Origin of the sequence: Mesorhizobium sp. M1D.F.Ca.ET.231.01.1.1 (assembly GCF_003999155.2) — a bacterium.
Classification (GTDB): domain Bacteria; phylum Pseudomonadota; class Alphaproteobacteria; order Rhizobiales; family Rhizobiaceae; genus Mesorhizobium.
In genome coordinates this window covers 76,692-103,060 of sequence record NZ_RZOZ02000013.1, presented here as the reverse complement: position 1 = coordinate 103,060, position 26,369 = coordinate 76,692, and the positions used below count along the sequence as shown (strand labels likewise).

The window sequence follows — 26,369 nt, the reverse complement described above, 5'->3', positions numbered from 1 at the left end:
ACGGATTGGCGGCATGCAAGGGGGAAGCCGCAATCAGCCGGCCGCAGTCTGTACGGGAAGGGTCTTGCGCCGACGAACATCGGGCGCGCGGCAATCTCGGCACCTAGAACCAGCCGACTGCAGGCGCGTGATCGGCTAGAGCGTTTCAGCGATTCATAGAATCGCCGAACCGCTCTAAGTATTTGTTTTTACGCAATTCCGGACGGAAAACCGGCACACACTTTTCCTGGAATTGCTCTAGACCTCGTCGAACCGGCTGCCCTCCTTGGAGGGGTCCTTCGACAAAACCTCTTCCTCCTCGTCGTCGGGCAAGGCCTCGTCGCTGTTCTGGCTGGGGTTGTCGTCGTCCTCTTCGGAGGGCGCTTCTTCCGTCTCCCTGGCATCGGGAACGCCTTCTTCCACGACCACGCTGTCGGGAAGCACCCTGTCGCCCTCAAAGGACTCCCAGTCCTGCTGCTCGATGGCAGGGGCCTCGGCCTCGTCTTGCTGCTTGGATCGCTGCTTGTTGCGGGGGTCCATATCGCTCTCCAATTTTGTGAACCTTTTACCGGCGTCCGGTTCGCTCCATTGAAGAACCGCTGGGGTGACCGGTTGTTCCGCGGTTGCCGGCGCGGCACGCGGCTCAACGCTCGATCTGCTCGAATGTGCATTGACGCGGGGCCTTGTCGGGTCGCCAGCGGACCAATTTTGTTCCATGACGGAAGCGGCCACCGGTGACGTGGTCGAAGCGAACCTCCACGACCAATTCCGGCTGTATCGGCTCCCATTCTCCGCTGCGCTCGGTGCTCCAGCGGCTCGGGCCGCCCGGCGCTTTGCCGGTGAAGCCGAGCCCGCCGCGCAAGTTCTCGAGCTTCTTGGTGAGCCCCGCCCGCTCCTGATTGCCGATGGTCGAGGTGAAGCCGACATGGTCGAGTTGGCCCTGGCCGTTATAAAGCCCGAGCAGTAACGACCCGACCTGAGGCTTGCCGTTCAAGTAGCGGAATCCACCGACCACGCAATCGGCTGTGCGCAGCCGCTTGACCTTGATCATCGCGCGCTCGCCCGGCCGGTAGGATCCGCCCAGCGCCTTGGCGACAACCCCGTCGGTCGAGCCCTGACCTGCGCCTTGCAGCCACTGCCTGGCTGTGGCGAGGCTGGTGGTGGAAGGCGAGAGCCGCAAGGAAGCCGTATTGGCTTTCGCCACGAAATTCTCGACTGCCGCCCGCCGCTCCTGCAGGGCGCTTTCGAGCAAAAGCTTGCCGCCTGGCGCGACGAGCATGTCGAACAGGATCAATTGCGCCGGCATCTTCACGCTCAGTTTTTGGATACGGCTCTCGGCTGGGTGCAGCCGCATCTGCAGCGCGTCGAAGGAGGCGCGGCCCTCGATCTCGATTACGATCTCGCCGTCGACGACGAAATCCTTTGCATCGATACCGCGCAGCATGGCTCTAAGCTCGGGGAAGAAACGGCCGAGCGGCTTGCCGGATTTCGCCCTGAGGTCGACGGGATCATGGCCCTTGAAGGCGAGACAACGAAAGCCATCCCATTTCGGCTCGTATGCCCAGGCACCGCGATCCTCGGGCAGCGCCTCGGCGGCGCGCGCTTCCATCGGCTGCGTGTCCAGGGGAAGGGGAAACTCGTTGTTCGACGCAGTTTGGGCGGAAATCCGGGAAGTCTCCATCTCGCTTGAACGTTCGACCAAAGCTGTGGTTTCCGGCCAACAGGAACGAGTCGCACGGCGGGGCGTTGCTTCACCACAAATCAGGAACTTCGGCCATCCAGTCGGGCCGCTTTGCTCCATCACATCAACATGAACTACCGTCAGGAATCCTGATGTCGGTTTCCGGCTTGAGTTATGGTCCTCTCGGCGATCGTTGCACGCATGTCTGTGTTGACATGCAGAGATTGTTCGCTGAACCTTCGGAATGGGCAACGCCCTGGACTACCCGTGTCCTTCCCAGGATCGTGAGCCTCGTCGAGAGGAAAGCCGAGCAGACGATTTTCACACGCTTCTTGCCGGCCGAAAGGCCTGGGAGGGGCGTTGGTACCTGGAGGCGCTACTATGAGCGCTGGGCCTCGATGACCATCGAGAATGTCGGCCCGGAGATGATCGAATTGCTGCCGCCGCTGTCGTCGTTCTGCCCGCCGGCGCGGGCGATCGACAAACACGTCTATTCACCTTGGCCGGAGGGCAATCTGCAGGCCATGCTTGCCGCACGCCGGATCGATACGCTGGTGATCACCGGCGGCGAGACCGACGTCTGCGTGCTTGCAACCGTCCTCGGAGCGATCGATATCGGCTATCGCGTCGTGCTGGTCACCGATGCGCTTTGCAGCTCCTCGGATGCCACGCATGACGCGCTGATGACCGTCTATCATCAGCGCTTCGCGCAACAGGTCGAGACGGTCGAGATGGAGACGGTTCTCTCGGCCTGGAACTGACCGCTATACGACGATCCCTCACGGGCATCGACGCCGCCGGCATCAGGCCTCGAGGTCGATCAACGCGATCCCCAGATCGCGGCGCTTCCTGCGGCGCAGATGAGCGGGCGACTCCAGCACGATGACTTCCAATGTCGGCTGGACGGTGCCTTCCAGCAGATGTCCGCCGCGCGTCCTTCCATCGCTCAGGCCAAGCACGGCGTGAATGTGCAGGCTTGGCCTGCCATTGTCGTCGACGGCGATGTCGCCGATCGCGCTCAGCACTTCGCACTGCTCGTCGACAGGTATCTTGCGGTAGGATTTCGACTTGATGTCGAACCAGCCGACCGCCGCCTTCTCGAACGCGCCGATCGCCGTCAACGAAGCGCCGGTGATGCCCTTCTGCCCGGCAAAATTCGTCAGCGCGGCGATCGCTTCCTCGCCTGGGATCCAGCACGACCACGAAGGTTCTTTGTCCGGAAGTTTCTGAGACCAGCTTCGATTTCATATCGCTCGCAACGGCCATTGCCCTGGGTGCAACTCGCAACCCGCCGCGCATGTTCCCTCGGGAGCGTGCTATTTCGCTGGACGGGACGACTTGGGCGACCGCAGCAGGAGCGCCAGCGGCACCAGCAACGCGGTGGCGATCGCCGAATAGCGGAAGACGTCGACATAGGCGAGTAGCGTCGCCTGGCGGCCGATGAGCTGCGCCACCCAGCCGATTGCTTGTGCCTTGGCCTCGACGGCGGGGGAGCCTTGGACGGTGAAATAGTCGCCGACCTGCCGCAATGTCTGCTGGTATCTGGACGACGATTGTACGGTGTTTGCAATCAGGTTGGACTGATGCAGCTGCGCGTTCTGCGCGATCACCGTGTTCGTCAGCGAGACGCCGATGCTGCCGCCGATGTTGCGGGCGACATTGATCAGCGCCGAAGCCTGGTTGGTCTTCTGCGGCGGCAGGCCGAGATAGGCCGCCGTCGAGATCGGGATGAACAGGAAGGGCAGGCCCACCATCATGAAGACGCGGGCGAATGCGAAGAAGCTGAAGGTCGCATCGGGCGCCAGCGAGGTCATATTCCAGAGCGCTACCGCCACCGCCGACATGCCGATCATGATCAGGTATTTCGGCTGGACGAAACCGGAGGCGAAGCCCGAGACCGGCATCAGCATCAGCATGGCGATGCCGCCCGGCATCATCGAAAGCCCTGACAGCGTCGCGGTATAGTCGAACGCGGTCTGCTGCAGCTGCGGCAGGAGCTGCGTCGAGCTGTACAGCACGGCGCCCACCGCCGTCATGACGAGGAAGGCCGTGCCGAACTGGCGCATGAAGAGCAGCCGCATGTCGACGATCGGATCGCGGCGTGTCAGCTCCCACGGGATGAGGATCAAGAGCGAGACGGCGGAGATCACGGCAAAGACGGTGATGAAGCTCGAGGAGAACCAGTCGTTGCGCTGGCCCTCGTCGAGGAAGACTTCCAGGCACCCGAGCGCCAGCGCCACCAGGATGAAGCCGACCCAATCCACCTTGAGGCCGCCTTTCAGCCTCTCCCGGCGTTCGCGTTTCAAAACGTCCGGCTCGACCACCAGCCATTGCACCAGCGCCAGCGAAAGAATGCCGAAGGGGACGTTGATGAAGAAGATCCAGTGCCAGGAAAAATTGTCAGTCAGCCATCCCCCGATCGTCGGGCCGACCGTCGGCGCGACGATGACCGCGATGCCGTAAAGCGCGAAGGCCTGCGAGCGCTTTTCGGGCGGGAAGGTGTCGGCAAGGATGGATTGCTCGCTCGGCGCCATGCCGCCGCCGCCAAGTCCCTGGAGGATGCGGAACAGGATCAGCATGTCGAGGCTGGGCGCCAGGCCGCAAAGCAGCGACGCGCCCGTGAAGGTGGCGACGCACAGCATGTAATAGCGCTTGCGGCCGATGACGTCGGCGAGCCACCCGCTGATTGGAATGATGACGGAGTTCGCGACGAGATAGGTGGTGATGACCCAGGTGCTTTCGTCCATCCCGGCCGCGAGGCTGCCGGCGATGTTGCGCAGCGCGACATTGGCGATCGAGGTGTCGAGCACCATCATGAAGGTCGCTATCGAGACGACGATCGCGATGAGCCAGGGGTTGCGCCCGCCGGCGGCCGAGCGGCTTTCGCCGCCATGGGCTAATGCTGCGTCAGTCATCGTACCTTGACCGTCGGCACCACCGACATGCCCGGGCCGAGATAGGCATCCGGCGGCTGGTCGAAGACGATCTTCACGGGCACGCGCTGGACCACCTTGACGAAATTGCCGGTGGCGTTCTCGGCGGGCAGAAGGCTGAAAGCGGTGCCGCTGCCGGCCTGCACGCTGTCGACACGGCCATGGAAGGTCTTTTCCGGATAGGCGTCGATGGCGATGTCGACCGGCTGGCCCGGCCGCATCAGGTCGAGCTGCGTCTCCTTGAAGTTCGCCTTCACCCAGACGTGCTTCGGAACGAACATCATCAGCACCTGCCCGGGCTGCGCATAGGTGCCTTTGGCAACGGTGATATTGGTTGCCCGGCCGGCGACCGGGGCCACGACCGTCGTGCGTTTGAGGGTGGTGTTGGCCTGATCCTCGCTGGCGCGCGCCTGCCGCAGTTTGGCTTCGGCGCTCTTCCCCTGCGCCTGCAGCACGGCGAGCTGGCTTTTAGCGGCCTCTGCATTCGCCGTGGCGGTGTCGAGGGCCGCCTGGTCCTGGCGCAGCGTCGACGCGGCCTGCTGTGCCTGCTGTTGCGTGGCGGTGCCCCGGGCCAGCAGCTCGCGGTTGCGCTGGTCCTCCGACTTGGCGAATTCCAGCGCCGCCAGTGCCTGGGCGACCTGCTTGTGCGCGGCGTCGATCTTGGCGTTCTGCGCCTCGGTCTGGGCCTCGACATTGGTGATCTCGGCCTGTGCCGCCGCCACGCCGGCCTCCGCCTGCTTGAGCGAGGCCTGGTAGTCGCTGTCGTCGATGCGAAGAAGCACCGCGCCCGCCTCGACGGATTGATTGTCTGTGACGGCCACCTCCGTGATGCGGCCGGCGATTTCGGCGCCGACGGTCACGGTGCGCGCATCGATGAAGGCGTCATCCGTCCATTCGTAGTTGCGCGCGTTCAGCCACCAGGTCACCGCGCCCGCCCCAACCAGCAGCAGGACAAGCACGACGGTGCCCGCTGTGAGGGGATGCCGTTTGATGGATCCGAAAAGGCTTCCGCGTCGCTTGTCCTGGGAAGCGCCCCCCTCTTTGCGGGATGCCCCGGCCTTATCCCCCGATGCATCGGCGTCTGCTATCTTTCGGGTGTCGGAGCGGCGCGTCGGCGGCTGCGTCTCGCCCACGGGTTCGGCAACTGGAGAATTCGTATCCACCGGCATGCCTTTCGATCGAAGTATTTGTTCTTCCCAATTCCGGATGGAAAGCCGCTGAGCGCTTTTCCGGGAATTGCTCGCATGGGATCTTTGGCGGTGCCGCTGCGCATCGCCAAGCCGAGGGTCAACCTGCGGCATTCGGAAAAGTTCCGTCACAACCGGCTTTGTCTCAAATCCCCAGACACCTGGTCCCCAGACACCTGGTCCCCAGACACCCGGCCCAGTCACTGGCCATTGTCGGTGCTTGGAGGCTTCACTACGGTGGGGCCGGTGCAATCTGCCGGTCACAAGCTTGCCGGCGCCGGGTCGGACGGCTATGCCGGGTCCGAAAATCCTGACGAAGGGCAGTGCCGATGAACGTCGTTTCCACTTCCAAATCGCATGGCGGCATTCAGGGCGTTTATTCGCACGCTTCGGACGTTTGCGCCTGCGACATGACCTTCGCCGTCTTCGTGCCGCCCCAGGCCAAGGACGGACCTTTGCCGGTTCTATGGTATCTGTCGGGGCTCAGCTGCACCCATGCCAATGTCATGGACAAGGGCGAGTACCGGCGCCTGGCGGCCGAGCTGGGGCTCATCATCGTGTGCCCCGACACCAGCCCGCGCGGCCCTGATGTGCCGGACGAAAAGGACAACTGGCAGTTCGGCTGTGGCGCCGGCTTCTATCTCGACGCCACCGAACAGCCTTATGCGAAGTACTACCGCATGTACTCCTATGTCGCCGAGGAACTGTCGGCGCTCGTTGCCGCGAATTTTCCGGTCGACATGTCGCGCCAGTCGATCTTCGGCCATTCGATGGGCGGGCACGGCGCGCTGACGATCGCGCTGAAGAACCCCGGGCGCTTCCGGAGCTGCTCGGCCTTCGCGCCGATCGTGCAGCCGACGACGGCGGGCTGGTCGCGGCCGGCGTTCGAAAAATATCTGGGAACGGACGAGAAGAGCTGGCGCGCCTATGACGCGACGCTGCTCATCGAGGACGGCCATCGCTACGGCGAGCTGCTCGTCGACCAGGGCACCGCCGACGGTTTCCTCCAGGACGGCCTGCGCCCGTGGTTGCTCGAGGATGCCTGCAGCAAGGCGGGCATCTCGCTGACGCTGCGCATGCAGGAAGGCTATGATCATTCCTACAACTTCATGTCGACCTTCATGGACGACCATCTGAAGTGGCACGGCGCGCGGCTGGCGAGGTAGAGAAACGGGGCGGCAAGTTCGGATCAGAGACGCGGCCCCGCCACCATCCGCGCGACCCGCGCCATGTCCGCGCTCATCTCGCGGTCGTCGTCGAGGGGGGCCACGAGCGCGCGCACGGCGGCATAGCTGCGTTGCGGGCCTTCGCCCATGCTGTCGACCACGCCGCGCAACTCAACGCCTGTCGCCGCGAAGATCAGCTCCATGGCGACGAGGTAGCGCAGGCGCTCGATGATGCCGGCGGTCTTGGCCACCACCCGCGGCGCCATCGACGACTGGTCCTCGATGCCGTCCGAGACGGCCAGCGGGCTGAGCGACATCGGGTTGGCGAGATGCCGGATCTCGGCCTCGAGCGCCGCGACCGGCTTCTGCAGTTCCGCGTAGCCCTGGCGGCTGCCGCCCCTGGCCGACAGGAAGCGCGGCAGTTCGGCCACCGTTGGCGACATCAGTTTCATCGAGCGGTTGGCGGTGGCGACCGCGCAATGGGCAAGCGCCTGGCCGAGCTGTTCCCAGGCCAGCGTGAAGGCCGTGAGGTCGAAATTGCCGTTCGAGACGACGCGTTCGGCCGCCGGCAGGATCACCGGATTGTCGCCCGAATGGCCAAGCTCGATCTCCGTCGCCAGCCTGGCCTGCTCGAACGCGTTGAGCAGGCCGCCCCACACCTGCGGCACGCAGCGGAAGCTCAGCGGGTCCTGGAGGCGCCGCGCGGCATTTTCATGCCACAGCCCGCTTCCGGCCAGCTCCGCCCTGAGCCGCGCGCCGATCTCGCATTGGCCGAATGCCGGCCGCGCCGCCAGCGCATCCTCGTCGATGGCCTTGAGGGACGAGCGGAACGCCTCATGGTTGAGTGCCACGGCCGCCAGCGACCAGTCGATGAGGCAGGCGACATCCTCGAGGGCGAGGCAGGCCGTTCCGGTCGAAAGGCTGTTCGCGACGATGATGGCGTGGCCGTCCTTCTCGCGCAGGTCGAGCGGCTCCAGCCCGGCAAGCTTCAGCGCCTCGGCGGCCGGCATGACCCTGCCCTGGAACTCGGCCTCGCCGTCGCCGCCGAGCGCCCTTGCCATGTGGCCGAGAGGAGCAAGGTCGGCCGCGCCGATCGAACCCCAGCTAGGGATCACCGGATGGACGCCGGCGTTGAGCGCGGCAAGCAGTCCCATGATGACCCGCTCGGAGGTGCCGGTGCCACCGGCGGCCATGCCACAGATGCGCGCCGTCAACAGCGCCCGCACCGCCTCGGTCGGCAGGGCCGGCCCGGCGCCCATCGAGTGGCTGAGCGGCACGCTGTGCTGGAAGGCGATCAGATCGGCCTCGGCAAGCGGCGTGTCGACACAGGCGCCGAGGCCGGTGGTGACGCCATAAAGCGGCTTGCCGAGCTGGGTGAGGCGCTCGATGAGCGCGCGGCTGGCGCGGATGCGGCTCATGGCCTCCTCGCCAAGCACGAGGCGGGCATTGCGCCGCGCGATCTCGGCGACATCCGTCGCGCCGAGCGGCCTGGCGTCGAGGACGATCACTCTGGCTGTCATGCCCTTTCATCTATCTCAAGATCGGCGCCGCGCAAATGTGCCACGCCATCCCTTGGACGCGGCGCAGCGTCATTGCGGCGCCCGTGCCTCTGGAGTATTTTAGAATCCGATTGGATGAGACGCATGGCCGCTGTCGTTATGCATGCGTTCTGCTCCGGTCTCGGCAGATTGTGAACTCTTTAACAGACCCATGCGCCGCAAGCTGCATTGCTGCGGCCGACAGGTCATAGCAGTTAAGGATTTGCCATGCTGCGATGCTGCGCCTTCCTTGCAGCCTTGATCCTCGTGGGCTTCACGGCGTTCGAAGCTCATGCCGATCGAAGGGTTGCCTTTGTCATCGGCAATTCCGAATACCAACAGATCCCGGCGCTCAAGAATCCGGACAAGGATGCCGAGGATGTGTCGAACACCTTCCGCATGGCCGGCTTCGATGTGTTCGTCGCCAGGGATCTCACCAAGCTGCAGTTCGAGGAGCAGTTCCGCAACTATCTCGCTGCGGCGGACGGCGCCGATCTCGCAGTCGTCTACTATTCCGGCCATGGCTTTCAGATCGGCGGCGAGAATTTCCTCATCCCGGTCGACGCCTCGCTGAAGGCCGCGGCCGACATCGAGGTCCAGGCGATCAAGCTCGACGACGTGCTGGAGCAGATGCGCTCGAAGTCGAAGATCCAGGTGATCATCCTCGACGCCTGCCGCAACAATCCGTTTCCGCGCAAGGACTATTGGCTGCGCGACCAGCTGATCGCCGCCGGCGGCGCCGGCCTTGCGCAGGTGAAAAGCTCGCTGAACACGCTGATTGCCTTCGCCACCGAACCGGGAGCGGTCGCCTATGACGGGACGGGTGACTTGAGCCCGTTCTCGTCCGCGTTCTCCCGCCGCGCCTTGGCGCCGAACCAGGAGATCCGCACGGTGATGGCGGCAGTCCGCCGCGACGTTGTCAAGGCGACCGACGGCAAGCAGGTTCCCTGGGAAAACTCCTCGCTGATCGACGAGGTGGTGCTGATGCGCCGCGCCAGCCGCCCTGCGCTGCCCCCGGTGCTGGAGAAAGTCGTGCCGTCGGGCGTCGGGCCCGTCGCTCTGGACCTGCCGGAGCCGGTTGACGTCGACGGCGGCGCGGTCACCGTCAGCATCGAGAGACCGCCGGCACTCGGACGCCTGATGCTGGACGGCAAGCCTGTCGCGACCGGCGAGCCGATCGCCGGCAAGGACCTGCCGCGCCTTCAAATGGACGTGCCGAAGGGTTCCGGCGCGCAGGAAGAGGTCGACATGCTGGCCTATGCCACGCGCGACAACTGGGGCGGCGAATCCCAGGGCATCCTCGTGTTCAGGGTCAAGAACGGGAACGCCGCCGAAGGGCAGCAGCTCATGGCCTCGCTCGAGGCCGAGCAGAAGCAGCAGGTGCTGGAGCGCGGCATCCACATCGCCGGCGCGGCCGAGGTGATCGAAAAGCGCGACATCAGCGTTCCGGTCGGTGTCGGGCCTGTGCCGCTGAAGCTCGATTTCCCGACCAAGGATCCCGCCGTCAGCCTGAAGCTGGCGAGCTATCCGGCGACGGGAACGCTGTCGCTGCCTGATCGGACCCTGTCTCCGGATTCCAGCCTGATGGCCGATGAAGTCGACCACTTGCGCTACGAACCCCAGATAGGTGAAGTCAAACCACTCATCGTCGGCGTCGAGATCCGGGCTGACAACACGTCGTCGAAGCAGGCGACGATGAAGCTGTCGCCCAGCGTCGAGCCCTGCGACAGGGAGGCCGGCGAGCCCCTCGACCTGCAGGGCGTCGTGCCCGGCTTGCTGCCGAACGAGATCAGCAGCAACGCCGTGGACGTCTGCCGGGCGGCGGTGAAAGCCTATCCGGACGTCGCCCGCTTCCGCTACGAGCTCGGACGTGCGCTGCTTGTTGTCGGCAAGGTCGAGGAGGCCAAGAAGGCGATCCAGGAGGCTGCCGACAAGGGGCACGTCCGCGCGGTGTTCGAGCTCGGCTACCTCAACGCGACGGGAACGGGGATGCCCGCCAACCGCAAGCAGGCCAACACTTTCTACGCTGCGGCCTCCGACAAGGGCGATCCCTACGGGATGACGTCGTGGGGCCGCGCCCTGTTCAACGGCTATGGCGTCGAACGTGACACCACCAAGGGGCTGGACCTGCTGCTCAAGGCGGCGGCGATGGGGCACACCTATGCCATGAACGATCTCGCCGCGATCTTCACGGAAGGTCGCAACGGCGTGCCTGCCGATCCGGCTCGCGCCGTGGCCTTCCTTAAGGCTGGCGTCGAGCGGCAGGACATGTATTCGATGAACCTGCTCGGCCGCAATTATCTCGCCGGCACCGGGGTCGAGAAGGATCCCAAGACGGCGCTCTCGCTCTTCCAGAAATCCATGGATCTCGGGCAGCCCTACGCTCCCGGCAGCCTTGCGCGCATGTACAGGGACGGTGTCGGCGTGCCGCAGGATCTGGCCGAAGCGCAAAGATTGTTCGAGCTGGCCACTGACCGCGGCGATCAGTCGGCCGCGTATGATCGCGCGGCTCTGGAGATGCAGAGGGGCGACAAGGCCGACCAGGCCGTGGCGGTGCGCTACCTTGCCTTCGCCGCCGCGCTCGATCTTCGCAACGAAATTCCGGATGCAAAGGCCACGATAACGAAATTCGGAGCGAAGGCGAAGACAGCGGCTCTGAAACAGATGCGTGGGGAACTCAAATCGAAGATTTCGGCGAACGGCTCGTTGGACGATCAACTGGTCAAGACGGCCAGGGCGGTCTGGGAACAAGCCAATCCGCGCCGGGACTTGTTCTGATCAACAAGGAGGCAATGTGGTGGGCTGGGCATCGAAACAGGCGATCATTGCAACAATCCTATCCGGCGCTCTAACTGCCGCGGGATGCACGACCGTGATGCCGGGGGTCGAGCCGACCCCGACGGTGAAGCACAGGACGACGGTCGTTCGCACGACGACCGCGCCAAAGGTCGTCAAACAGAAGAAAGTCACCGCCAAGAAACTGATCAAGCCCGTTCAGGAAGAAACCACACCTGTCGTCGTGCCTCCTTTGGGCGGTGGGGGCGGTGGCGGTGGCGGCGGCGGTGGTTGGGGATAAGCCCGGTTTTACAGCATATCATTCCGCGTACTTGGAACCGCGTGTCAGCCGCTGGGTCTGTGAGCAGCACCTCATGCTGCTGTCGCAGGTTGCCGAGCACGGGCGCGATGCGGACGTCTGAAGGTCGGACCTAATAGGCGTCGGCCGATTGCTGCTGCGCCTCCATCTCCGCCATCTGGATGCCCATTTCGACAAAGGCCGAAAGCACGGCAAACCGGTCTGCCAGCGACACCCGCGCAAGCCCCGCCAGGATCCCCGCGCCGACGGCGTGGGCGGTCGGAAATCCGACCGCTGCCTGGTCGACGGCCGAGCCGCTGTCGCGCCAGCCCGCGGCCAGGGCCAGCCACGAGACGGGTGTCGTCGGCGGCACCTCCAAGGCCTGGGCAACCGCTGCGCGATGGTCGGGATTGCCGGGTTCGCCGACCCAGTCGCCGACGAGCGCCAGCAATTCGAGATCCCTGTCGCCGAGCAGCTCCGCAAGATTGCCCAGGCACTCATGCGCCCACCAGACCGCGGCCCGCTCGGGCAGCAGATAGGCGCAAAAGGTGATTGCCTCTTCGGGCACGCGCCCGGCCAGCAGCGCGCGGCAGAACTCGATCGAAGACTGGTCGGTGGGGGTCGCTTTCATATCGTGGGCGACGGCAGGGCAAGCGCTGAAGAGATCCCGCGCCGTCCTGAACCGGAGCCCGTTGGCCATGGCTGCCCGCCCCCACTAGGAATAGAGGTACTGAAACCCCGGCGGGGGCATTGGTCAAGCCTAGCTTAACAAACAGCGGCCGCTCCGGGCGTGTGTTTGTTCACAGACAACCGTCGCGAAATTTGCTATTTTCCGCCGCAGCGAGATCCGCTCAAACAAGGAGTAACGGTCATGCGGTTGGCCAGCTCAGCCTTTGCATTGGCGGCCGTGCTTTTTTCGACGCACGTTTCCGCTGATCCGCTTCAGAAATCCGAGGACATCGTGAAGTTCTTCACCGGCCAGGGCAAACTCGGCGCGTCGCGCGGGATCTGCGTCGGCACCGAGGAAGAGTGCAAGAGCAAGAACGACAAGAACGCGGCCCCCACCAAGACCGGGCTCGACATGATGATCAATTTCGGCCTGGATTCCGCCCAGCTCGATCAGACCGCGCGCGCCGAACTCGACGAGTTCGCCAAGGCGCTGAAGGACAACCGGCTGAGCACGTTTACCTTCGTCGTCGAAGGCCATACCGATGCTTCCGGCTCGACGCGCTATAACCAGGACCTGTCGCAAAGACGGGCACAGTCGGTGGCCGCCTTCCTGACCGCGAACGGCGTTCAGGCCGCCCGGCTCGAGGCGATCGGCCTCGGCAAATCGCACCCGCGCGTCGCCAATCCTTACGATCCGGTCAACCGCCGGGTGGAGATGCGGATCAGGACGGAGTAAGCCGCGGGCACAAAGTCATCCGCGCGCCGCATGCGGCAATCAACGGGAGCCCGGCCAGACCGCCGGACTCCCGTTTCTGTTAAGAGCAATTCCAGGAAAAGTGCGTAGCAGTTTTCCGTCCGGAATTGCGCGAAGACAATCAGGGCTTGTTGAGCACGCCGCCCACCGCGACACCGGTGCCGAAGATCAGCGCCTTGGTCAGGAAGTCGTTGTTGTCGTTCGGCGGCGGGCCTTCCTCGCGAACCACGGTCTCGCGGTCCCGCCTCCGCTGGACGACCTGCTGCTGTCTCTTGCGTGGTTTCTGGGCTACCGGCTTCAGCGTGCGGGTCTTCTGCGCCACAGGCTTCTTGGGCGCCGCCGCGCGCGCCTGGTCGGCGGCATTCTTGGCACGTACCGCATCCATCATCGGGTCGGTCTGGATCACCAGGAACGCCAGCTGCTCGCCCGTCAGATAGGTCGTCTGCGGCAGGCCGTTCTTGCTCTGCCAGACGCCGATCGCCTGGCGCGTCCTCGGGCCGATATTGCCGTCGGCCTGGCCAAGCTCGTTGCCCAGCGCCTCGATGCGCAGCTGCAGGTCGATGCGGCCGTCGCGATCGAGCCCGATGGCGTCTTCCGTCAGTTCGGTGCCCGGCGTCCGCTTCATCTCGTCGCTGATGCCGACCGAGGTGCGCACGGCCGAACCGGCATTGGCGTCAGTCCCATTGGCATCAAGGGCCGCGACCTGCTTGTTTTGTGCGTTCGGGTCCTTCAACTGATCGATGTTGAGCTTGGCCACCGTCGCGAAGCGGCCGTTCGGGAATTGTTCGAGATAGGCTTCGTAGAACGGGATGGCGTTCTTCTTCGAAGCCTCGTCCCAAAGACGCTGCTCGACCTCCCAGGAGGGCGGTTCGCTGGTTGCCGCAGGGGCGGGCGCCGCCGTCGTCTTGGCCGCATCGGCCACGGGCGCCGCGACGGGCGCGGATTCCGCCGCGGGCTTGCCGAGGAAGACCTCGCGTCCGAGCGAAGCATTGTGCCAGGGCCGCTGCCGGCCTTGCGTGGCTTCCGTCACCTCGCCGCGCACCCGCGTCAGGGCGCTCTGGATCTCGACCCCGGGCTCGGTGAGGTGCTTGGCCAAGGCCAGCGAATAGGGGCTGTCGACGCCGTTGCCGTCGAAGGCGATGGCGCCGGGGTCGGTTGCATAGGCGATAAGCACGCCGCCCGTGCCGACGCCGTCGGCTTTCGCTTCCACCGGCGCCAGGCCGGCGCCGAGCGAGCGGCTCTTCGGCAGCGAGGCGGCCAGCGTCCTTGCCAGCGGATTGTCACGGCAGGCGTCGAGGATGATCACGCCGACGGCCGGGTCGGGCGGTAACGCGGCCATGAACTCGTCGATCTGCACGGTGCGGGTCTTGAGATAGGCCGGCGAGGTCAGCTCGGCATCGACCGGGATCAGGTAGTTCTTGCCGTCGACCTGCATGCCGTGGCCGGCATAGAAGATGACGGCGAGGTCGGCGTTATAGGATTCTTCCGTAAACCGGCTGATCAGGCTGTGCATGCCTTGATTGTCCTTGTCGACGCCTTCGATCACCTCGAAGCCGGCATTGCGCAGCGTCGATGCGATGAGCTGCGCGTCGTTGGCCGGGTTGGGCAACGGCACGGCGTTGACATATTTGCTGTTGCCGATGACCAGCGCGACGCGCTTGGCGGCATCTGGCGTGGCGGCCTCGGCGCCGAACGCGGCAAGGACGAACAGAAGAATTCCGCTCAAAAGGACGGCGAACGCTTTCATGGATTTGCCCTCCGCCCCGTGGGGGCGCGTTATCGGTTTCTGCGCATGCTAATTTTCCGCTCGCGACAAAGTCGCTTCTGCCAAAAATGGCTTCTGGACGTATGTGATCCCGGCCACAGTTTTGGTTCACAAAAAAACTTTGCAACCACGCGCCAATATACCATTCGCAAGCATCAAAACCAAACGGCTTGGCTGCCGGGGCGCGATCCGCGGGCGACTGAAACCCGGGGTTAACCAGGCTCCAGCGTGCTTTGAATCGAATTGACCAGCGCCGTTATCGCCTGCTTGTATTTTTCGAACTCCGGCGATGTCTGCCGGATCTGCGTCGTGGTCGTCTGCTGGTTCTGATCGGATGCCACGCGGATCACCTTCTGGCCCATCTTCCGTTCGGCCCAGTCGATGACGTAGCTGGTGGTCTTGCCGGTGAGGAACGGATTGGCCTGGATCACGGCGGCCCCGAGGACCGCGCTCAGTTGCGCCGAGCCCGGCGCCGCCAGCACCTGGGCCGCGCCCTCCATGCCGAGGAAGTGGCAGAGATAGAGCCGCCCGGCGGTGATCTGGTGGCCGCGGGCGCGAAGATAGGCTTCGCCCTCGCGCGCCAGGTTGCGCACCATCTCGCGCGACAGCGTGGCGTCGTAGCGAAGCGCCAGCAGATCGGCGGTCGACAGCGAGCGGGCGAGATCGGGCCGGTAGGTGTTCATCATTCGGATCCAGGTCTTGGTGATGAACTGGCCGGCGCCGGTCGCCGAGGACAGCGGGTTCTTGGCCCGTGCGCTGCCGCCGCTTTCGACATGCACGATCCGGTCGGTCAGCGTCTCGACGGCAGCGTCGCCGGAACCGCCGGAACCGGCTGCAGCATAGGTGGCGACCGTGGTGACCGTCCCCAGCGGATCGATCGCCTCGCCGCTCTGGTAGAGCTCGAAATGCAGATGCGGGCCCGTCGAAAGCCCCGTTGTCCCGATATAGCCGATGACGTCGCCGGCCTTCACCTTGGTGCCGACGCCGCTTGCGATGGCGAATTTCTGCATATGCGCATAGCGCGTCTCGCGCCCGTTGGCGTGCGTGATCTTGACCAGGTTGCCATAGCTGCCGCCATCGCCCTGGAAGGAGATCTCGCCATCGAAGGCGGCCATGATCGGCGTGCCGACCGGAGCGGCCCAGTCGACGCCTTTGTGGATGCGAACTGTGCCCAGGATCGGATGCTTGCGCGGGCCGAAGGTCGAGGTCATGACCCCGCTGACCGGCGTGACCATGCCATTGGTGACGGTCAGCGAACGGACCTCGTCATTGCCCGTGACGCACGCGTACTGCCCGTCGCTCTGCTGGAAGACGAAACAGTCGAGGCTCTTCCCAGTCCCCTGGACGCCGACATAGAGGACCCTTCCGGAGATCTCGCCCTGGCCGCGCGGCGTCTGCGAATAGATCAGCACCAGGCGTTGGTCCTCGCTGGCGAAGGCGTCGAGGTCCTGTCCGCGCGACAGATACATGATCGCCTCGCCGATCACGCTGGTCGGAACCTTGTTGCGCGCCGCCGTCGAATAGATCGCGTCGAGCAGGCGGTACTGCCGCTTCGGCCCGCCCTCGTCGGATGCGCCGGAATAGTTGAACAGGTCCTCGCGCACCCACGGGTCGACGCCCGAGACGAAGGCGCCGGCTGCATTGCGCGTCAGCGTGCCGACATAGACGTTCCTGGCGTAGATCGAGACCTGCATGAGCGACATGGTCATCGTCTCGCGGTTCGGCCTGAATCCGCGCATGGCCACCACATAGCCCGATTGCAGGCCATCGCGGTTGAACAGCGCCTTCAGCGCTTCGTCCGCCAGTTTCGCGTCGTCGGCAGAGAAGTGCGCATCGGCGACGACGCTGTCCAGGCTGCGGTCGTTGAGGATTTTTACGAACGTGTCCCCCGTCGCCTCGAAGCGCTGGTACTCGCTGGTGACGGTGGCGACGGTCGTGTTGTTCTCGATCTCGGTCTTCTTGAAGGCGGGAAGGGCAGCTTCGCCCTGATCGACGGTCTCGCCCCAGCCCGCCTCGGGATCGTCCGCATCCGCCTTGGGCCCAGAAGCCTCAGGCGGTTCGCTCTCGTCCGGCGCCGCCTGAAGGTCGTTCTCCAGATCGCCTTGCTGATCGTCGGCTGCAGCCGGGGCGGGCGGGGCGGCTTGCTGGTCGGGCGCCGTCGCCGGGACTTTTGGCGCGGTCTGCCGCTGCGCCTGGAAGAAGGCGAAATCCTCCTGTGTCGACGGGATCGTCGTCATGAATTTCTCGCTGGCGCTCAGCATCACGTCGGAGAGGATCTCGATCTGCGGCGAGGCGCCGGAACTGTCGAGCTCGGCCGGACGCGCGACGGTCTTGCCCTTCGTTGCGGTGTCGGCGTCGGGCGCCAGCGTGATCCACATCGGGTCGCCTGCGAGGTCGATGATGGCCGGCACATAGACCGAGGCATCGGGCGGTACATCCTCCATGCCTTCGACCGGATGCAGTTCCTCGTCCTCGTCGCCGAACGACCAGTAGTCCTTGGTGAGGTAGAACCCCGTGGCGATCGAAACGACGGCGAGCCCGGCGACCCCGGAAAGAACCCAACGCCAGAGCTTGCGCCGGCGCTCGGCCAGGCGCGCCTGCTTCTTCAACTTGAAGCTCGTGTCGATGCTGTGCGTCACGGGCTGCTTCCGGTCAGGAAATAAGTCCAGCGCACCTGCTCCAGCGTATCGACCTCGACGAAGCGCGCGGCGATATGGCCGCGCTGCCAGCACTCGTCGATGCCGCGGATCGAGAAGCGGCGGCGGTCGATGCACATCTCGGTCGATCCGTTCAGGATCGCATGGCCGAACACGTCCGTGGCGTAGATGTAGATATAGCGATTGGCCAGCTCCTCGCGGATGACGTTGACACACTGGTTGGCGCCGATCGTCCACCAGCCGTCGGTCTGGTCGGCATCGTCGACCTTCTGTCCGACGGCAAGGTTGACGACGTCGAGCGTCTGGTTGCAGACCGTGAATTCGGCATGGGCCCTGCCGGTGGTGAGGATCGAGAGCAGCACCCCGCCGAGCAGTGCGGCAAGCTTCACGCGGCCGGTCGTATCAGCCCGAATTCGAAGCCGGCCACGCTTCTTGCATGGCGGTGACGGAGAGGAAGGACGCGGGTAGCGGAGTTCCATCGGCGTCCATGTCTATCCGCCAAGTCGGAAGTACTTGGCCGTGGCGGAGAATTGGGAACCGTCGGCCTCGATCTCCTCGAGGATCCTGGGCAACAGCTCCGAGGCCGGCGTCGGCCGCGAGAACATCGCGGCCTGGATATCCCGGGGTCCGGTGATCACCAGCATGATCTGCGGCAGCGCCTTGCCGGCCGCCCTGTCGGCGTCGCTGAGACCGATCGGGATGCTGAACGCCGCCTTGCCCGGCTGCGCCACCATGCGCTCGTCGAGGTTGAAGGCGATGCCCTTGTGGTCGATCAGCATCACGTTGGAAATCAGCCCGCCGCGCGTCACGATCGTGCCGCTGATCGGCGCGCCGTCCGGCACGGACGTCCGGTCGAGAACGAGTTGCGGCCGCTCCGTTCCGCTGCGGTCGAGGAAGCGCAGGAAGCTGGTCACCTCGCATTGCGGCTGGTCGATGAGGCGCACGCTGATATCCGGCTCGAGGTGGAATCTCGACTGGAAATCATTGAGCAGTTGTTCGAAGGGCTGCACCGTTGTTCCAAAACCTTCGATCGCGGCGGCGCCGTCCGTCGCCGATGTCAGGCTCGCATAGAAGCAGTCACCGCCGCTGAAGTCGCGCACCCAGGAGGCGCGCTGCGTCAGCTCGTCGAGCTCTTTTGCCGGCGGCGGAACCTGCGGCTTGGGCAGGTTGATGACGACGTCCGTATTCTGCGGTTGCTTGGCTGCAGGCGGCGTTTGCGGCAGCGGTGCCGGTTGCGTCGACGCGCTCGGAGTTGCCGGCTGGCCAGCCGCTTCGGGCGCGGTCGGCTGGCTGGGAGGCGACGCCGGTGCCTGGCTTTCGGCAGGCGGAGCAGTCTTCGGCTTGGGCAACTTGGACAGAGCCTCGACGAGGTCCGATGCGCTGGGCCTGGTCGCCGGCGGCTTTGCTTCCGGCGCCGGAGAGTTTTCTGCTTCCGTCTGGCTCGGTCCTGACGCCTTGGCCGGCGGCGGCTCGTTGGTTGGTTGAGCCGGCTTCTGGCTTTGCGCAACCTTTGGAGCCGGCGTCGGTGTCCCGGTTGACGGTTTCGCGGGTTCGGTCGGCTGCGGGGTTTCGGCCCGATTTTTGGCATCGCTCTCCGGCTGGGCCGCCGGCGTTCTCTGGATCTCCGCCGGCGGTCGAGGCTTGGGTGCGGGCGTTTCGGCGGGCTGCGCCGGATTCTGCTCGGCCCCTGCATCTGCCGGCTTCCCCTCGGGGCCGGTCCTGGCTTCCGCTTGGGACGGCGCGGGCGAAACAGGTTTTGCCGGCTCATTGCCGGCGGCGTTGTTCGACGGCAGGGGCCTCGACGTCTCCGGCTGTGGCTTGGGCGTCTCGGTCACCGGCTCCTGGGCAGGCTTGGGCGCGAGAGGCATCGGCTTCTCGACCGCCGGCGGCCGAGGCGACATGACGCCGGCGAAATAGAGGCCGGCGCCCGCCCCCACGGCCAGCGCCACCACGCCACCTGCGATTGCCGGGAATCGCGAGCGCTTTGGCCGCGCGGAAGGCGCAGGCGCCGCAGCTCGTGGCGCAGCTGCTGCCGAGGAAGGCCGCGGCTCCGACAGATGCGCCGGCCGCACATGCGGAACGAAGCGTGGCTCGCCGGGGACCGTCGACGGCGGGGACCCGGCGTCCGGCGGCGCCGTCCATGCGGCGCGCGGCAGCCCTGAGCGTTCGCGCGGGGCGAAAGACGCCGGCGGCGGCAAGGTCGCGTCGTAATCGTCGTCTCGTGTTGCCCTGGCGATCTCGGCCATGCTTGCCGGGCGGTCTTGCGGATCCGGCTGCAGCATCGCCTCGATGAGAGACCGGAAATCGGGGTCGATGTCCGACAGGTCCGGCACGGTGCGGCGCTTCTCGATCACCTCATATTGCGAGCCGCTCATATCGAGCGGCTTGCCGCGCAGGGCTGCGGCCAGCACCAGTCCGAGGCTGTAGATGTCGGATTGCTCGCTGACCTCGCCGCCATAGAGGCCAAGCTGCTCGGGAGAGACGTAGTTGTATTTGCCGGCAAACTTTCCGCCGATCAGCGTCTCGCCGCCGACATTGGCAGAGCGGGCGATGCCGAAGTCGATGATCTTGGCGCGCTCGACCCGGCCTCCCGGCAGAATGATGTTGTCGGGCGAGAGATCGCGATGGACCGCGCCGGCCTGATGCACGGCGCTCAAGCCGGAGGTGAGGCGATGGCAGAGCCTGCGCACATCCGGCGGCGACATCGGGCCGCGCCGCATGACGTCGAAGAGCGACTGTCCGTCCACGAACTCCATGGCCAGATAGGGACGGCCGATGCCCGGATCGATGGTGAAGACGTGGTATCGCACGACGGCGTCATGCGACAGATGGTTGAGGATCGACGCCTCCTTCCGGAACAGCGACAGGATCGTCTGGTCGCGCGCGAATTCGGGCAGCACGATCTTGATCGCCACATGATCGCCGGTCTGGATGTTATGGCCGCGATAGACCTCGCCCATGCCGCCGGACGCGATGCGCTCGTCGAGTTCATAGATGCCGCTGAGCTGCGTGCCGACGCCGGTATAGGCGAGGCTCGGCGAGATCCGCGTCTTGTCGTCGTCGCTCATCTCACGCAGCCCCCGTTCCGGACTGAGCCGATTGCAGCGGCCCGTTGCGACGGTCGCCGACGCTCACCATCACGATGGTGACATTGTCCGTTCCGCCGCGCGCCAGCACGGTCTCCAAGAGCTTCTCGCACGCCACCTGCGGCGGCCCTGATTTGACCGCGGCTTCGATCTCGGCGTCGCTGACATGGGCGGTGAGCCCGTCGGTGCTGAGCACGAAGACATCGCCCGGCATAAGCTCGCCTTGCTGGAAATCGATCTCGAGTTCGTCGCTGACCCCGACGGCATGGGTGATCACGTTGCGGCGCGGCCAGGTGAGCGCTTCCTCCGCGCTGATCATGCCGCGGTCGAGAAGCTCCTGGACTTCGGTATGGTCCCTGGAAATCTGCGAGATCGCGCCGCCTCGCACCAGATAGATGCGGCTGTCGCCGGCCCATAGGCCCGCGAACCGCCCGTCCATCGCCAGCAAGGCAGCGAAGGTGGAGCCGATGGTGATGCCGCGCGATCGCGATATGTTGCGGATCTCGGCATTGGCGCGGCTCAGCCGATCCTCGAAGCGTGCGCGAAGGTCCGGCGCCGAGCTGGCGATGCCGATCGTAGCCAGGTGGTCGACGATGCTGGCCGAAGCGACTTCACCGGCCTCATGGCCGCCCATTCCGTCGGCCACTACCCAAAGGCCGGTGCGCGGCTCGACGAGGTAGTTGTCCTCGTTGTGGTCGCGCACACAACCCTTGTGGCTCACGCCGAAGCTCTCGATGGGAAGGGCGACAGTGCTCAATTTGCCACCAAGCGCTTCGCGAGCGTCCTCTGTGACGAACCATGGGCCGCGTGCCCAGGCCAGTTTGCCACAAGCGCATACGTTAGAGTACCGAAATGAAGGCTGGCGCCGGCGATGCTCAGGAGCGCTGGCATGTCAAAACGCCTTCGGACAGCTGAAGGCGGACAGCGCAGGGAGGACCAGGGGATTTGCGGCCGAGCCGGTCTCCATCTTGTAGGCGACATCGCGTCCGCCGATCACGAAGCGCGCCTCGGTGTTGCCGCCATCGCCGGTGACGGTCGCCTTGTCCAGCAGGCGCTTCAAGGCCCATGGCCCTTCGAATTTGAGGGCGGACTCGCGGCCCGGCATTTCCGGCGTCAGGCTGAGGCTCGCGGATCCGGACGCGGCGCCGCTCGGCCAGGTCACGGTGCCCGGCGCGTTGCCGGCCTGAGCGCTCTGCACCGTCTGCCCGTCGACATTGAGCACCGCGCTGTCGGCCTCGCTGTTCAACGAGGTGGGCGTGAAGGTGATCGCGACCGATGGCGCCGAACCGCCGGACGGGAAGAAAGCGCTGCGGATTTCCGCCGCCGACTGGAACGCCTTCAAGGTCGACTTGGCGAGATCGCGGCCGGAACGGGCATTCTGTTTCCACGTCCAGTCCTGGCCCGTCATGTCGATCAGCGGCGCAAGATTCTGCGCGAAGAACCGGTCCATCAGGCCGCCCGGGGCGAACAGCCTGGCGAAATCGGCAAAAGAGATTTCCTCGCTGCTATCGCTGGCGAAGGGATAGTGGCCGTTGACGGCTTCCTCGCAGGGGCGCGTGACCGTCTCGTCGAGCGTCTGGTTGAGGTTGGCCACGGAGGTCGCGGCGACATTGCCCTCGAACTCGTCCGCTGCCGCGTCGACCATGCGCGCCAGCTGCTTCGGCAGGCGCGAGGCATTGGCGCGCATCGTCGAAATCTGCAGTTTCAGGTTCGCGTTGACGCGCTCCGTCTGCGCGGGGAAATCCGCTGCCAGCTTCATACTCTGGTAGAGGTCGTGGAAGTTCTGCGTCAGCGCATCGAGCGGGCGGCGTCCGGCGGAGCCGCTCACCAGCGCCTGGAACGGCCTGAACTGCGCTTCCACTGTGGCGCCGGCGTTCTGCGCGGTGGACGAGCTTGCCCCGGCGCGGCTTTGCGACTTGCCGCCGGCGATCTGCAGACCGATCCGGGCCAGGCCCTTGGCCATAACAGCCGGATCCTGCTGCACCGCGCTGGCCCCGCCATCGGACACAGTGTTGTCCTTCGTCAACGCAGTTTCATCGGCGATCGCGGTGAACAGTCGGTCGAGCGGCGAGTCCGGCGACGCGGCGGCTGAGAGCGCGATATATTGCGGCTTGTCCTTCAGCATCGCCTTGAATTTCAACTGGTCGAGCGCGCCGCTCCAGGCGGAAGCGAATTCCTTGCCGTAGCGGTCGATGAGCTCGGGGCCGAGCCTGGGCAGGTCCTGGTCGATGCCGCCCTGCTCGCCGCCGCCGCCGAGGACCCACTGGTCGTCGACCAGCATCTGCGCGATGCGCGAGAGCTGCGGCAGGTAGAAACCGTTGAAGCCGGCCCGGGTGTAGAGGCCGGGAACGTCAAGCTCGGAGAGCTCGCTGCCGTCCATGCGTTCGAACAGCAGCTGCGCTTCCGGACCGGCTTTCGCGGCAACGGAAAAGTCCTGGAGCCTTGCAGCGTAGACCGCCGACCTGATCAGCGCCGACGCACGGTCGGCCAGGCTCATGCGTCCGAGCGAGCGTTGCGCCGCCTCGACCAGCGGCTGGTTGAGCTCGAAGACCGGGTCGTAGGCATCGTCGAGCGCAAGCATGGCGCGCAGATGCTTTTCGAGCTGCGCACGGCCTTCGCGGTTGTTCTCGCCTGGATAGCGGTTTTCTTCCCAGTCCTGCTTCATCCAGGAGACGATCAACTCGTCGTCGACCTTCGGCGCCTTGCCGCCCAGCATCAGATAGATCTTCAACGGCTCGTAAAGCGCGATCGGATCGCCCATCTTGGCCTGGATCGTCCGCTCCGCCTGAACGAGGAGACGGGAGCGGAAGCTCCGCTCCAGCGCCTGCCGGTAGGCCGTCTTGGAGGCCGACAGAAGTCGCTCCCGTTGACTGAGCCCGAAACTCTCCTCGACCGGCTTCGTTTGGGCGGCGGTTTCATATCCCGCCGGCAGGTTGCGCAGCTGGTCGAGCGAGCCGATGACGTTCTCGAGATCGACATCGGTCACCGTCGTGCTCTTGAGCAGCGAATCCGCGCTGTCGCGATATTGCGCCATCGCCTGCCTCGTCGAGGCGATCAGCGACTTGTTGGCGAAGAAGCTGAGGCCGAGAACGCCGAGCGCCGCCAAGGCCGCCAGCGCGATCGCGGCGAGGCCGCCAAATCTGGCAAGCCTGTCGCGCCGCTCCGCGGCCCTGTCGAACGAGACCCAGCCTGCCTCCGGGAAGATCACCTTCGCCAGAAGATCGTGCAGGAAGAAGCTCTTGCCGGTGCCGGAAAGATGCGCCTGGGAAGCGCCGCCGAAACTGCGGCCGATCGCCCCCAGCACCTGGTCGATGGGCGTTCCTTCCTGGGTGCCCGAGGAGAAATAGAGCCCGCGCAGGCTGACCTTGACCTGGCTGCGGGACGGGTCGAACAGGCTGGTGACGAAACGCACGACGCGGGTGCGCAGCGCGCCGAACTGGACCGGGAAGCCGAAGATCGCGATGCGCGCCACCGGATCGGCCTCGTCCTGAAGGCGGTCGGCGAGCTCCTCTGCCAGCTGCCTGGCCAGCGCGTCGAATTCGGCGGGAGCCTCGCCGATCATGTTCCTGTTGCGGTCGGTGGTCTGGAAGGTCGTCCCCCACACCTTGCGCCGCCGGGCCTCGTCGAGATCGCCGAAATAGTCCATGAAGCCTGAGACGAGGTCGGCCTTGGTGAAGAGCAGGTAGACCGGGAACTGGATCTTCAGTGTCTCGTGCAATTCCCGCAGGCGGCTCCTTATCTCGGTGACATGCGCGTCGAGCTGCTGGTCGTCGAGGCCGATGAGATCGGCAAGGCTGATCGCCAGGATCACGCCGTTGATCGGCTGCCTGGTGCGGTACCTCTTCAATAGTCCGAGGAAGGCGAGCCAGCTCGCCCTGTCGCGCTCGCGGTCCGACTCCTGCGTCGTGTAGCGGCCGGCCGTGTCGATCAGCACCGCATCGTCGGTGAACCACCAGTCGCAGGACCGCGTCCCGCCGACGCCTGCCACCGGCTGGGCGTTGCCGGAACCCGCAAGCGGAAACTTCAGCCCCGAATTGACCAGCGCCGTCGTCTTGCCGGCTCCAGGCGGGCCGATGATGACGTACCAGGGTATCTCATAGAGGAAGTTGCGCCTGCCGCTCGACTGCTTCAGCGTCGCGATGGCCTCGCTCATGCGCGCCTCGAGCACCTGCGAATCGTCGTTGCGCTCATCGCCGCGTGCGATCGCTTTCTCGAGCGCCTTCTGCGCCTTGCGCGCCCGCCAGAGGCGGATGCCGTAAACGAGCGCGAGCAGCGCGACCGTGACGCCGATGATCGCAGCCCTGAGCCAGGCAGGCCCGAGGGGCCTTGTATCGGCAAAGCGGATCAGCGGTCCGGCATACCAGACCGCCGCCGAGAAACCGGCGAGCGCCAGCAGGCTGAATATCCTGAGCACCCAGCGCATCAGTGCCGCTCCCCGCCGGCCTCGCTCACAGCGTCTCCTCCTTCGAAATCATCACGTCGACGCGGCGGTTCTTGGCGCGGCCGTCCGCCGTCGCATTGTCGGCGATCGGCTCGTCCTCGCCCTTGCCGTCGACCGTCATCCGCGACGGGTCCTTCAATTGCGCGGCCATCATTGCCTGGACGGCTTTGGCGCGGGCGACGGAAAGATCGAAGTTGGATTTGAACTGGCTCGACTTCTTCGGCTTCACATTGTCGGTGTGGCCGACGATCCGGATCGGTCCGGGCTCGGTATCCAGAGCCGTGGCGATGTCTGCCGCCACGGGCTGGAATTCCGGTTTCAGCTCCGCCTGCCCGGGGGCGAAGAGCAGCTGGTTGTTGACTTCCACCACGATGAAGTTGCCCTTCGTGCCGACCGTCAGTCCGCCGCCGGCGATCTCCTTGGCCAAAGCTGCGCTGATGCGGTCGATCTGGGTGGTGGTGGGGACGGCAAGGGGCGGCGGAGCGGCTTCCGCGAGTTCTGCGGGCGCCGCAACGCTGGCGCGCTCGATGCTGACCGGCGTCGACGGGTTGAGCGCCAGCAATTCGCCGGCGGTCGCGTCGCCCTCGTCGGTGATGAGGACCCGCAGCCCGAAGAAGGTCGCCGTCACCAGCGTCGCCGCGGCGGCGGCGACCGCCCATAGCGGCAGCCGCGCGCGGGGCTTTGACAGCGTCGCCGCCATGCCTTGCCAGTGGGGCGAGATGTCGTCCTCGGGGCGCGGCCTGAAATAGCGGATCGTGTCGTAGACGTCGCGCCGGACGCGCTCGAGATTGTCCCGTTCGCCGGCCCGCCCGCGATACTGGCCCTCGAACCCGAGCGACAGGCAGGCATGCATCAACTCGAGCAGGTCGTGATGACCCTCCGGGCGGCCGAGGATCTTGTTCAGCGCCTCGTAGAAACCGGCGCCGGTGGGCCTGGTGTGGAAGAACCTCGCCACCAGGCTGTGCCCGCTCCAGGCGTCGTCCTTCGGCCAGGGCAGGTTGCCGACGAGATCGTCGGCGGTCTCGCAAAGCGCGAATTTCGCGATTCTGCCGTCCTCTTCGGCGATGCCGGCTTTCGCCATCTCCCGGTCGAACATCTCGATCGCTTCTGCGACATGCTCGGCCAAAGGCACAGCTTGCCGTTCGACCGGCATCAGCCGCAACTGGCCGAACAGCATCAGCAGGGGTGCTGCAGCTGCGAGAATTGGATTTGCCGCGGCGTATCTCACGCCATCCGTGGCATGGAGCAGGATTTCCTGCTGCAGCGCGGGCGTCGAAGCGGCGGCCGCGGCAGCGGGAGCCGCGCCTTGAACGACCACGGTCCCGGTCGACCAGCCGGTCGGCATCTGCCGGCCGATGCCGGCGTCGAACACTGTCGATTCCCGGGCGGCCGGCGGAGCAGGCGCAACGCCGCCCGGGCTCTCGGGAGTCGCGGGCGAGC

General features: G+C 65.5%; 18 protein-coding genes and 1 pseudogene. 5 read left to right on the top strand and 14 right to left on the bottom strand.

Annotated features, from left to right (window positions below; all coding sequences use genetic code 11):
- Nucleotides 1–237: 237 nt before the first annotated feature.
- The gene (locus tag EN874_RS27270; RefSeq protein ID WP_127428435.1) at nt 238–519 is read right to left on the bottom strand and encodes a hypothetical protein; all 282 of its coding nucleotides are present in this window, start codon (nt 517–519) and stop codon (nt 238–240) included.
- A 103-nt stretch (nt 520–622) separates the two neighbouring features.
- Complete coding sequence (locus tag EN874_RS27265; protein ID WP_127428446.1) at nt 623–1,660, bottom strand: ATP-dependent DNA ligase; 1,038 nt, start codon at nt 1,658–1,660, stop codon at nt 623–625.
- 152 nt (nt 1,661–1,812) lie between these two features.
- On the opposite strand from EN874_RS27265, the gene EN874_RS27260 reads away from it, so the two are divergent.
- Nucleotides 1,813–2,421 (top strand): cysteine hydrolase family protein, encoded by a 609-nt coding sequence (locus tag EN874_RS27260; RefSeq protein ID WP_127428436.1) that lies wholly within the window; start codon nt 1,813–1,815, stop codon nt 2,419–2,421.
- A 42-nt stretch (nt 2,422–2,463) separates the two neighbouring features.
- Here the strand turns inward: EN874_RS27260 and EN874_RS27255 are convergent.
- The 3 genes and pseudogenes from EN874_RS27255 to EN874_RS27245 form a co-directional block, all read right to left on the bottom strand.
- Nucleotides 2,464–2,908: pseudogene (locus tag EN874_RS27255) on the bottom strand (PPC domain-containing DNA-binding protein).
- A gap of 68 nt (nt 2,909–2,976) precedes the next feature.
- Nucleotides 2,977–4,575, bottom strand: coding sequence for a DHA2 family efflux MFS transporter permease subunit (locus EN874_RS27250; RefSeq protein WP_127428437.1), 1,599 nt, complete (start codon nt 4,573–4,575; stop codon nt 2,977–2,979).
- Nucleotides 4,572–5,552 (bottom strand): HlyD family secretion protein, encoded by a 981-nt coding sequence (locus EN874_RS27245; RefSeq protein WP_245513699.1) that lies wholly within the window; start codon nt 5,550–5,552, stop codon nt 4,572–4,574. The genes EN874_RS27250 and EN874_RS27245 overlap by 4 nt, the downstream gene beginning before the upstream one ends.
- 557 nt (nt 5,553–6,109) lie before the next feature.
- Between EN874_RS27245 and fghA the strand changes: the two genes are divergently transcribed.
- Nucleotides 6,110–6,946 carry an S-formylglutathione hydrolase gene (fghA, locus tag EN874_RS27240; RefSeq protein WP_127428438.1) on the top strand — a complete coding sequence of 279 codons (837 nt, stop codon included), beginning with the start codon at nt 6,110–6,112 and terminating at the stop codon, nt 6,944–6,946.
- Between the two features lie 23 nt (nt 6,947–6,969).
- On the opposite strand, the gene hutH is transcribed toward fghA, so the two are convergent.
- The gene (gene hutH, locus EN874_RS27235; protein ID WP_127428439.1) at nt 6,970–8,466 is read right to left on the bottom strand and encodes a histidine ammonia-lyase; all 1,497 of its coding nucleotides are present in this window, start codon (nt 8,464–8,466) and stop codon (nt 6,970–6,972) included.
- A gap of 246 nt (nt 8,467–8,712) precedes the next feature.
- Between hutH and EN874_RS27230 the strand changes: the two genes are divergently transcribed.
- Both EN874_RS27230 and EN874_RS27225 read left to right on the top strand, forming a co-directional pair.
- A complete protein-coding gene (locus tag EN874_RS27230; RefSeq protein WP_128261480.1) occupies nt 8,713–11,262 on the top strand; it encodes a caspase family protein in 2,550 nt (849 codons plus the stop codon).
- A gap of 19 nt (nt 11,263–11,281) precedes the next feature.
- A complete protein-coding gene (locus EN874_RS27225; RefSeq protein ID WP_245513698.1) occupies nt 11,282–11,560 on the top strand; it encodes a hypothetical protein in 279 nt (92 codons plus the stop codon).
- A 130-nt stretch (nt 11,561–11,690) separates the two neighbouring features.
- On the opposite strand, the gene EN874_RS27220 is transcribed toward EN874_RS27225, so the two are convergent.
- Entirely contained in the window at nt 11,691–12,257 is a 567-nt protein-coding gene (locus tag EN874_RS27220; protein WP_127425894.1) for a hypothetical protein, read from the bottom strand.
- A gap of 171 nt (nt 12,258–12,428) precedes the next feature.
- On the opposite strand from EN874_RS27220, the gene EN874_RS27215 reads away from it, so the two are divergent.
- Nucleotides 12,429–12,962, top strand: coding sequence for an OmpA family protein (locus EN874_RS27215; protein ID WP_189394139.1), 534 nt, complete (start codon nt 12,429–12,431; stop codon nt 12,960–12,962).
- A gap of 139 nt (nt 12,963–13,101) precedes the next feature.
- On the opposite strand, the gene EN874_RS27210 is transcribed toward EN874_RS27215, so the two are convergent.
- The 7 genes from EN874_RS27210 to tssL all read right to left on the bottom strand — a co-directional run bounded on the left by EN874_RS27210 (nt 13,102) and on the right by tssL (nt 26,301).
- On the bottom strand, nt 13,102–14,727 hold the full coding sequence (locus EN874_RS27210; protein WP_127425893.1) for a caspase family protein: 1,626 nt from the start codon (nt 14,725–14,727) through the stop codon (nt 13,102–13,104).
- A gap of 230 nt (nt 14,728–14,957) precedes the next feature.
- Entirely contained in the window at nt 14,958–17,384 is a 2,427-nt protein-coding gene (locus EN874_RS27205) for a M23 family metallopeptidase (RefSeq protein WP_127425892.1), read from the bottom strand.
- Nucleotides 17,381–17,791: a DUF1036 domain-containing protein gene (locus tag EN874_RS27200; RefSeq protein ID WP_245513697.1), complete on the bottom strand. Its 411-nt coding sequence runs from the start codon at nt 17,789–17,791 to the stop codon at nt 17,381–17,383. The genes EN874_RS27205 and EN874_RS27200 overlap by 4 nt, the downstream gene beginning before the upstream one ends.
- A gap of 102 nt (nt 17,792–17,893) precedes the next feature.
- A complete protein-coding gene (locus EN874_RS27195) occupies nt 17,894–20,470 on the bottom strand; it encodes a serine/threonine-protein kinase (RefSeq protein WP_127425891.1) in 2,577 nt (858 codons plus the stop codon).
- 1 nt (nt 20,471) lies between these two features.
- Complete coding sequence (locus EN874_RS27190; protein WP_126085448.1) at nt 20,472–21,245, bottom strand: protein phosphatase 2C domain-containing protein; 774 nt, start codon at nt 21,243–21,245, stop codon at nt 20,472–20,474.
- A gap of 135 nt (nt 21,246–21,380) precedes the next feature.
- On the bottom strand, nt 21,381–24,911 hold the full coding sequence (tssM, locus tag EN874_RS27185; protein ID WP_189394138.1) for a type VI secretion system membrane subunit TssM: 3,531 nt from the start codon (nt 24,909–24,911) through the stop codon (nt 21,381–21,383).
- 25 nt (nt 24,912–24,936) lie between these two features.
- Nucleotides 24,937–26,301, bottom strand: a complete 1,365-nt coding sequence (gene tssL, locus EN874_RS27180; RefSeq protein WP_348631750.1) for a type VI secretion system protein TssL, long form — start codon at nt 26,299–26,301, stop codon at nt 24,937–24,939.
- Nucleotides 26,302–26,369 lie beyond the last annotated feature (68 nt).

Bases quoted from the DNA above. Each gene is read 5' to 3' on its own strand.
- EN874_RS27270 (WP_127428435.1), bottom strand. From the start codon at position 519: ATGGACCCCCGCAACAAGCAGCGATCCAAGCAGCAAGACGAGGCCGAG.
- EN874_RS27265 (WP_127428446.1), bottom strand. From the start codon at position 1,660: ATGGAGACTTCCCGGATTTCCGCCCAAACTGCGTCGAACAACGAGTTT.
- EN874_RS27260 (WP_127428436.1), top strand. From the start codon at position 1,813: ATGTCGGTTTCCGGCTTGAGTTATGGTCCTCTCGGCGATCGTTGCACG.
- EN874_RS27250 (WP_127428437.1), bottom strand. From the start codon at position 4,575: ATGACTGACGCAGCATTAGCCCATGGCGGCGAAAGCCGCTCGGCCGCC.
- fghA (WP_127428438.1), top strand. From the start codon at position 6,110: ATGAACGTCGTTTCCACTTCCAAATCGCATGGCGGCATTCAGGGCGTT.
- hutH (WP_127428439.1), bottom strand. From the start codon at position 8,466: ATGACAGCCAGAGTGATCGTCCTCGACGCCAGGCCGCTCGGCGCGACG.
- EN874_RS27230 (WP_128261480.1), top strand. From the start codon at position 8,713: ATGCTGCGATGCTGCGCCTTCCTTGCAGCCTTGATCCTCGTGGGCTTC.
- EN874_RS27220 (WP_127425894.1), bottom strand. From the start codon at position 12,257: ATGGCCAACGGGCTCCGGTTCAGGACGGCGCGGGATCTCTTCAGCGCT.
- EN874_RS27215 (WP_189394139.1), top strand. From the start codon at position 12,429: ATGCGGTTGGCCAGCTCAGCCTTTGCATTGGCGGCCGTGCTTTTTTCG.
- EN874_RS27210 (WP_127425893.1), bottom strand. From the start codon at position 14,727: ATGAAAGCGTTCGCCGTCCTTTTGAGCGGAATTCTTCTGTTCGTCCTT.
- EN874_RS27195 (WP_127425891.1), bottom strand. From the start codon at position 20,470: ATGAGCGACGACGACAAGACGCGGATCTCGCCGAGCCTCGCCTATACC.
- tssM (WP_189394138.1), bottom strand. From the start codon at position 24,911: ATGCGCTGGGTGCTCAGGATATTCAGCCTGCTGGCGCTCGCCGGTTTC.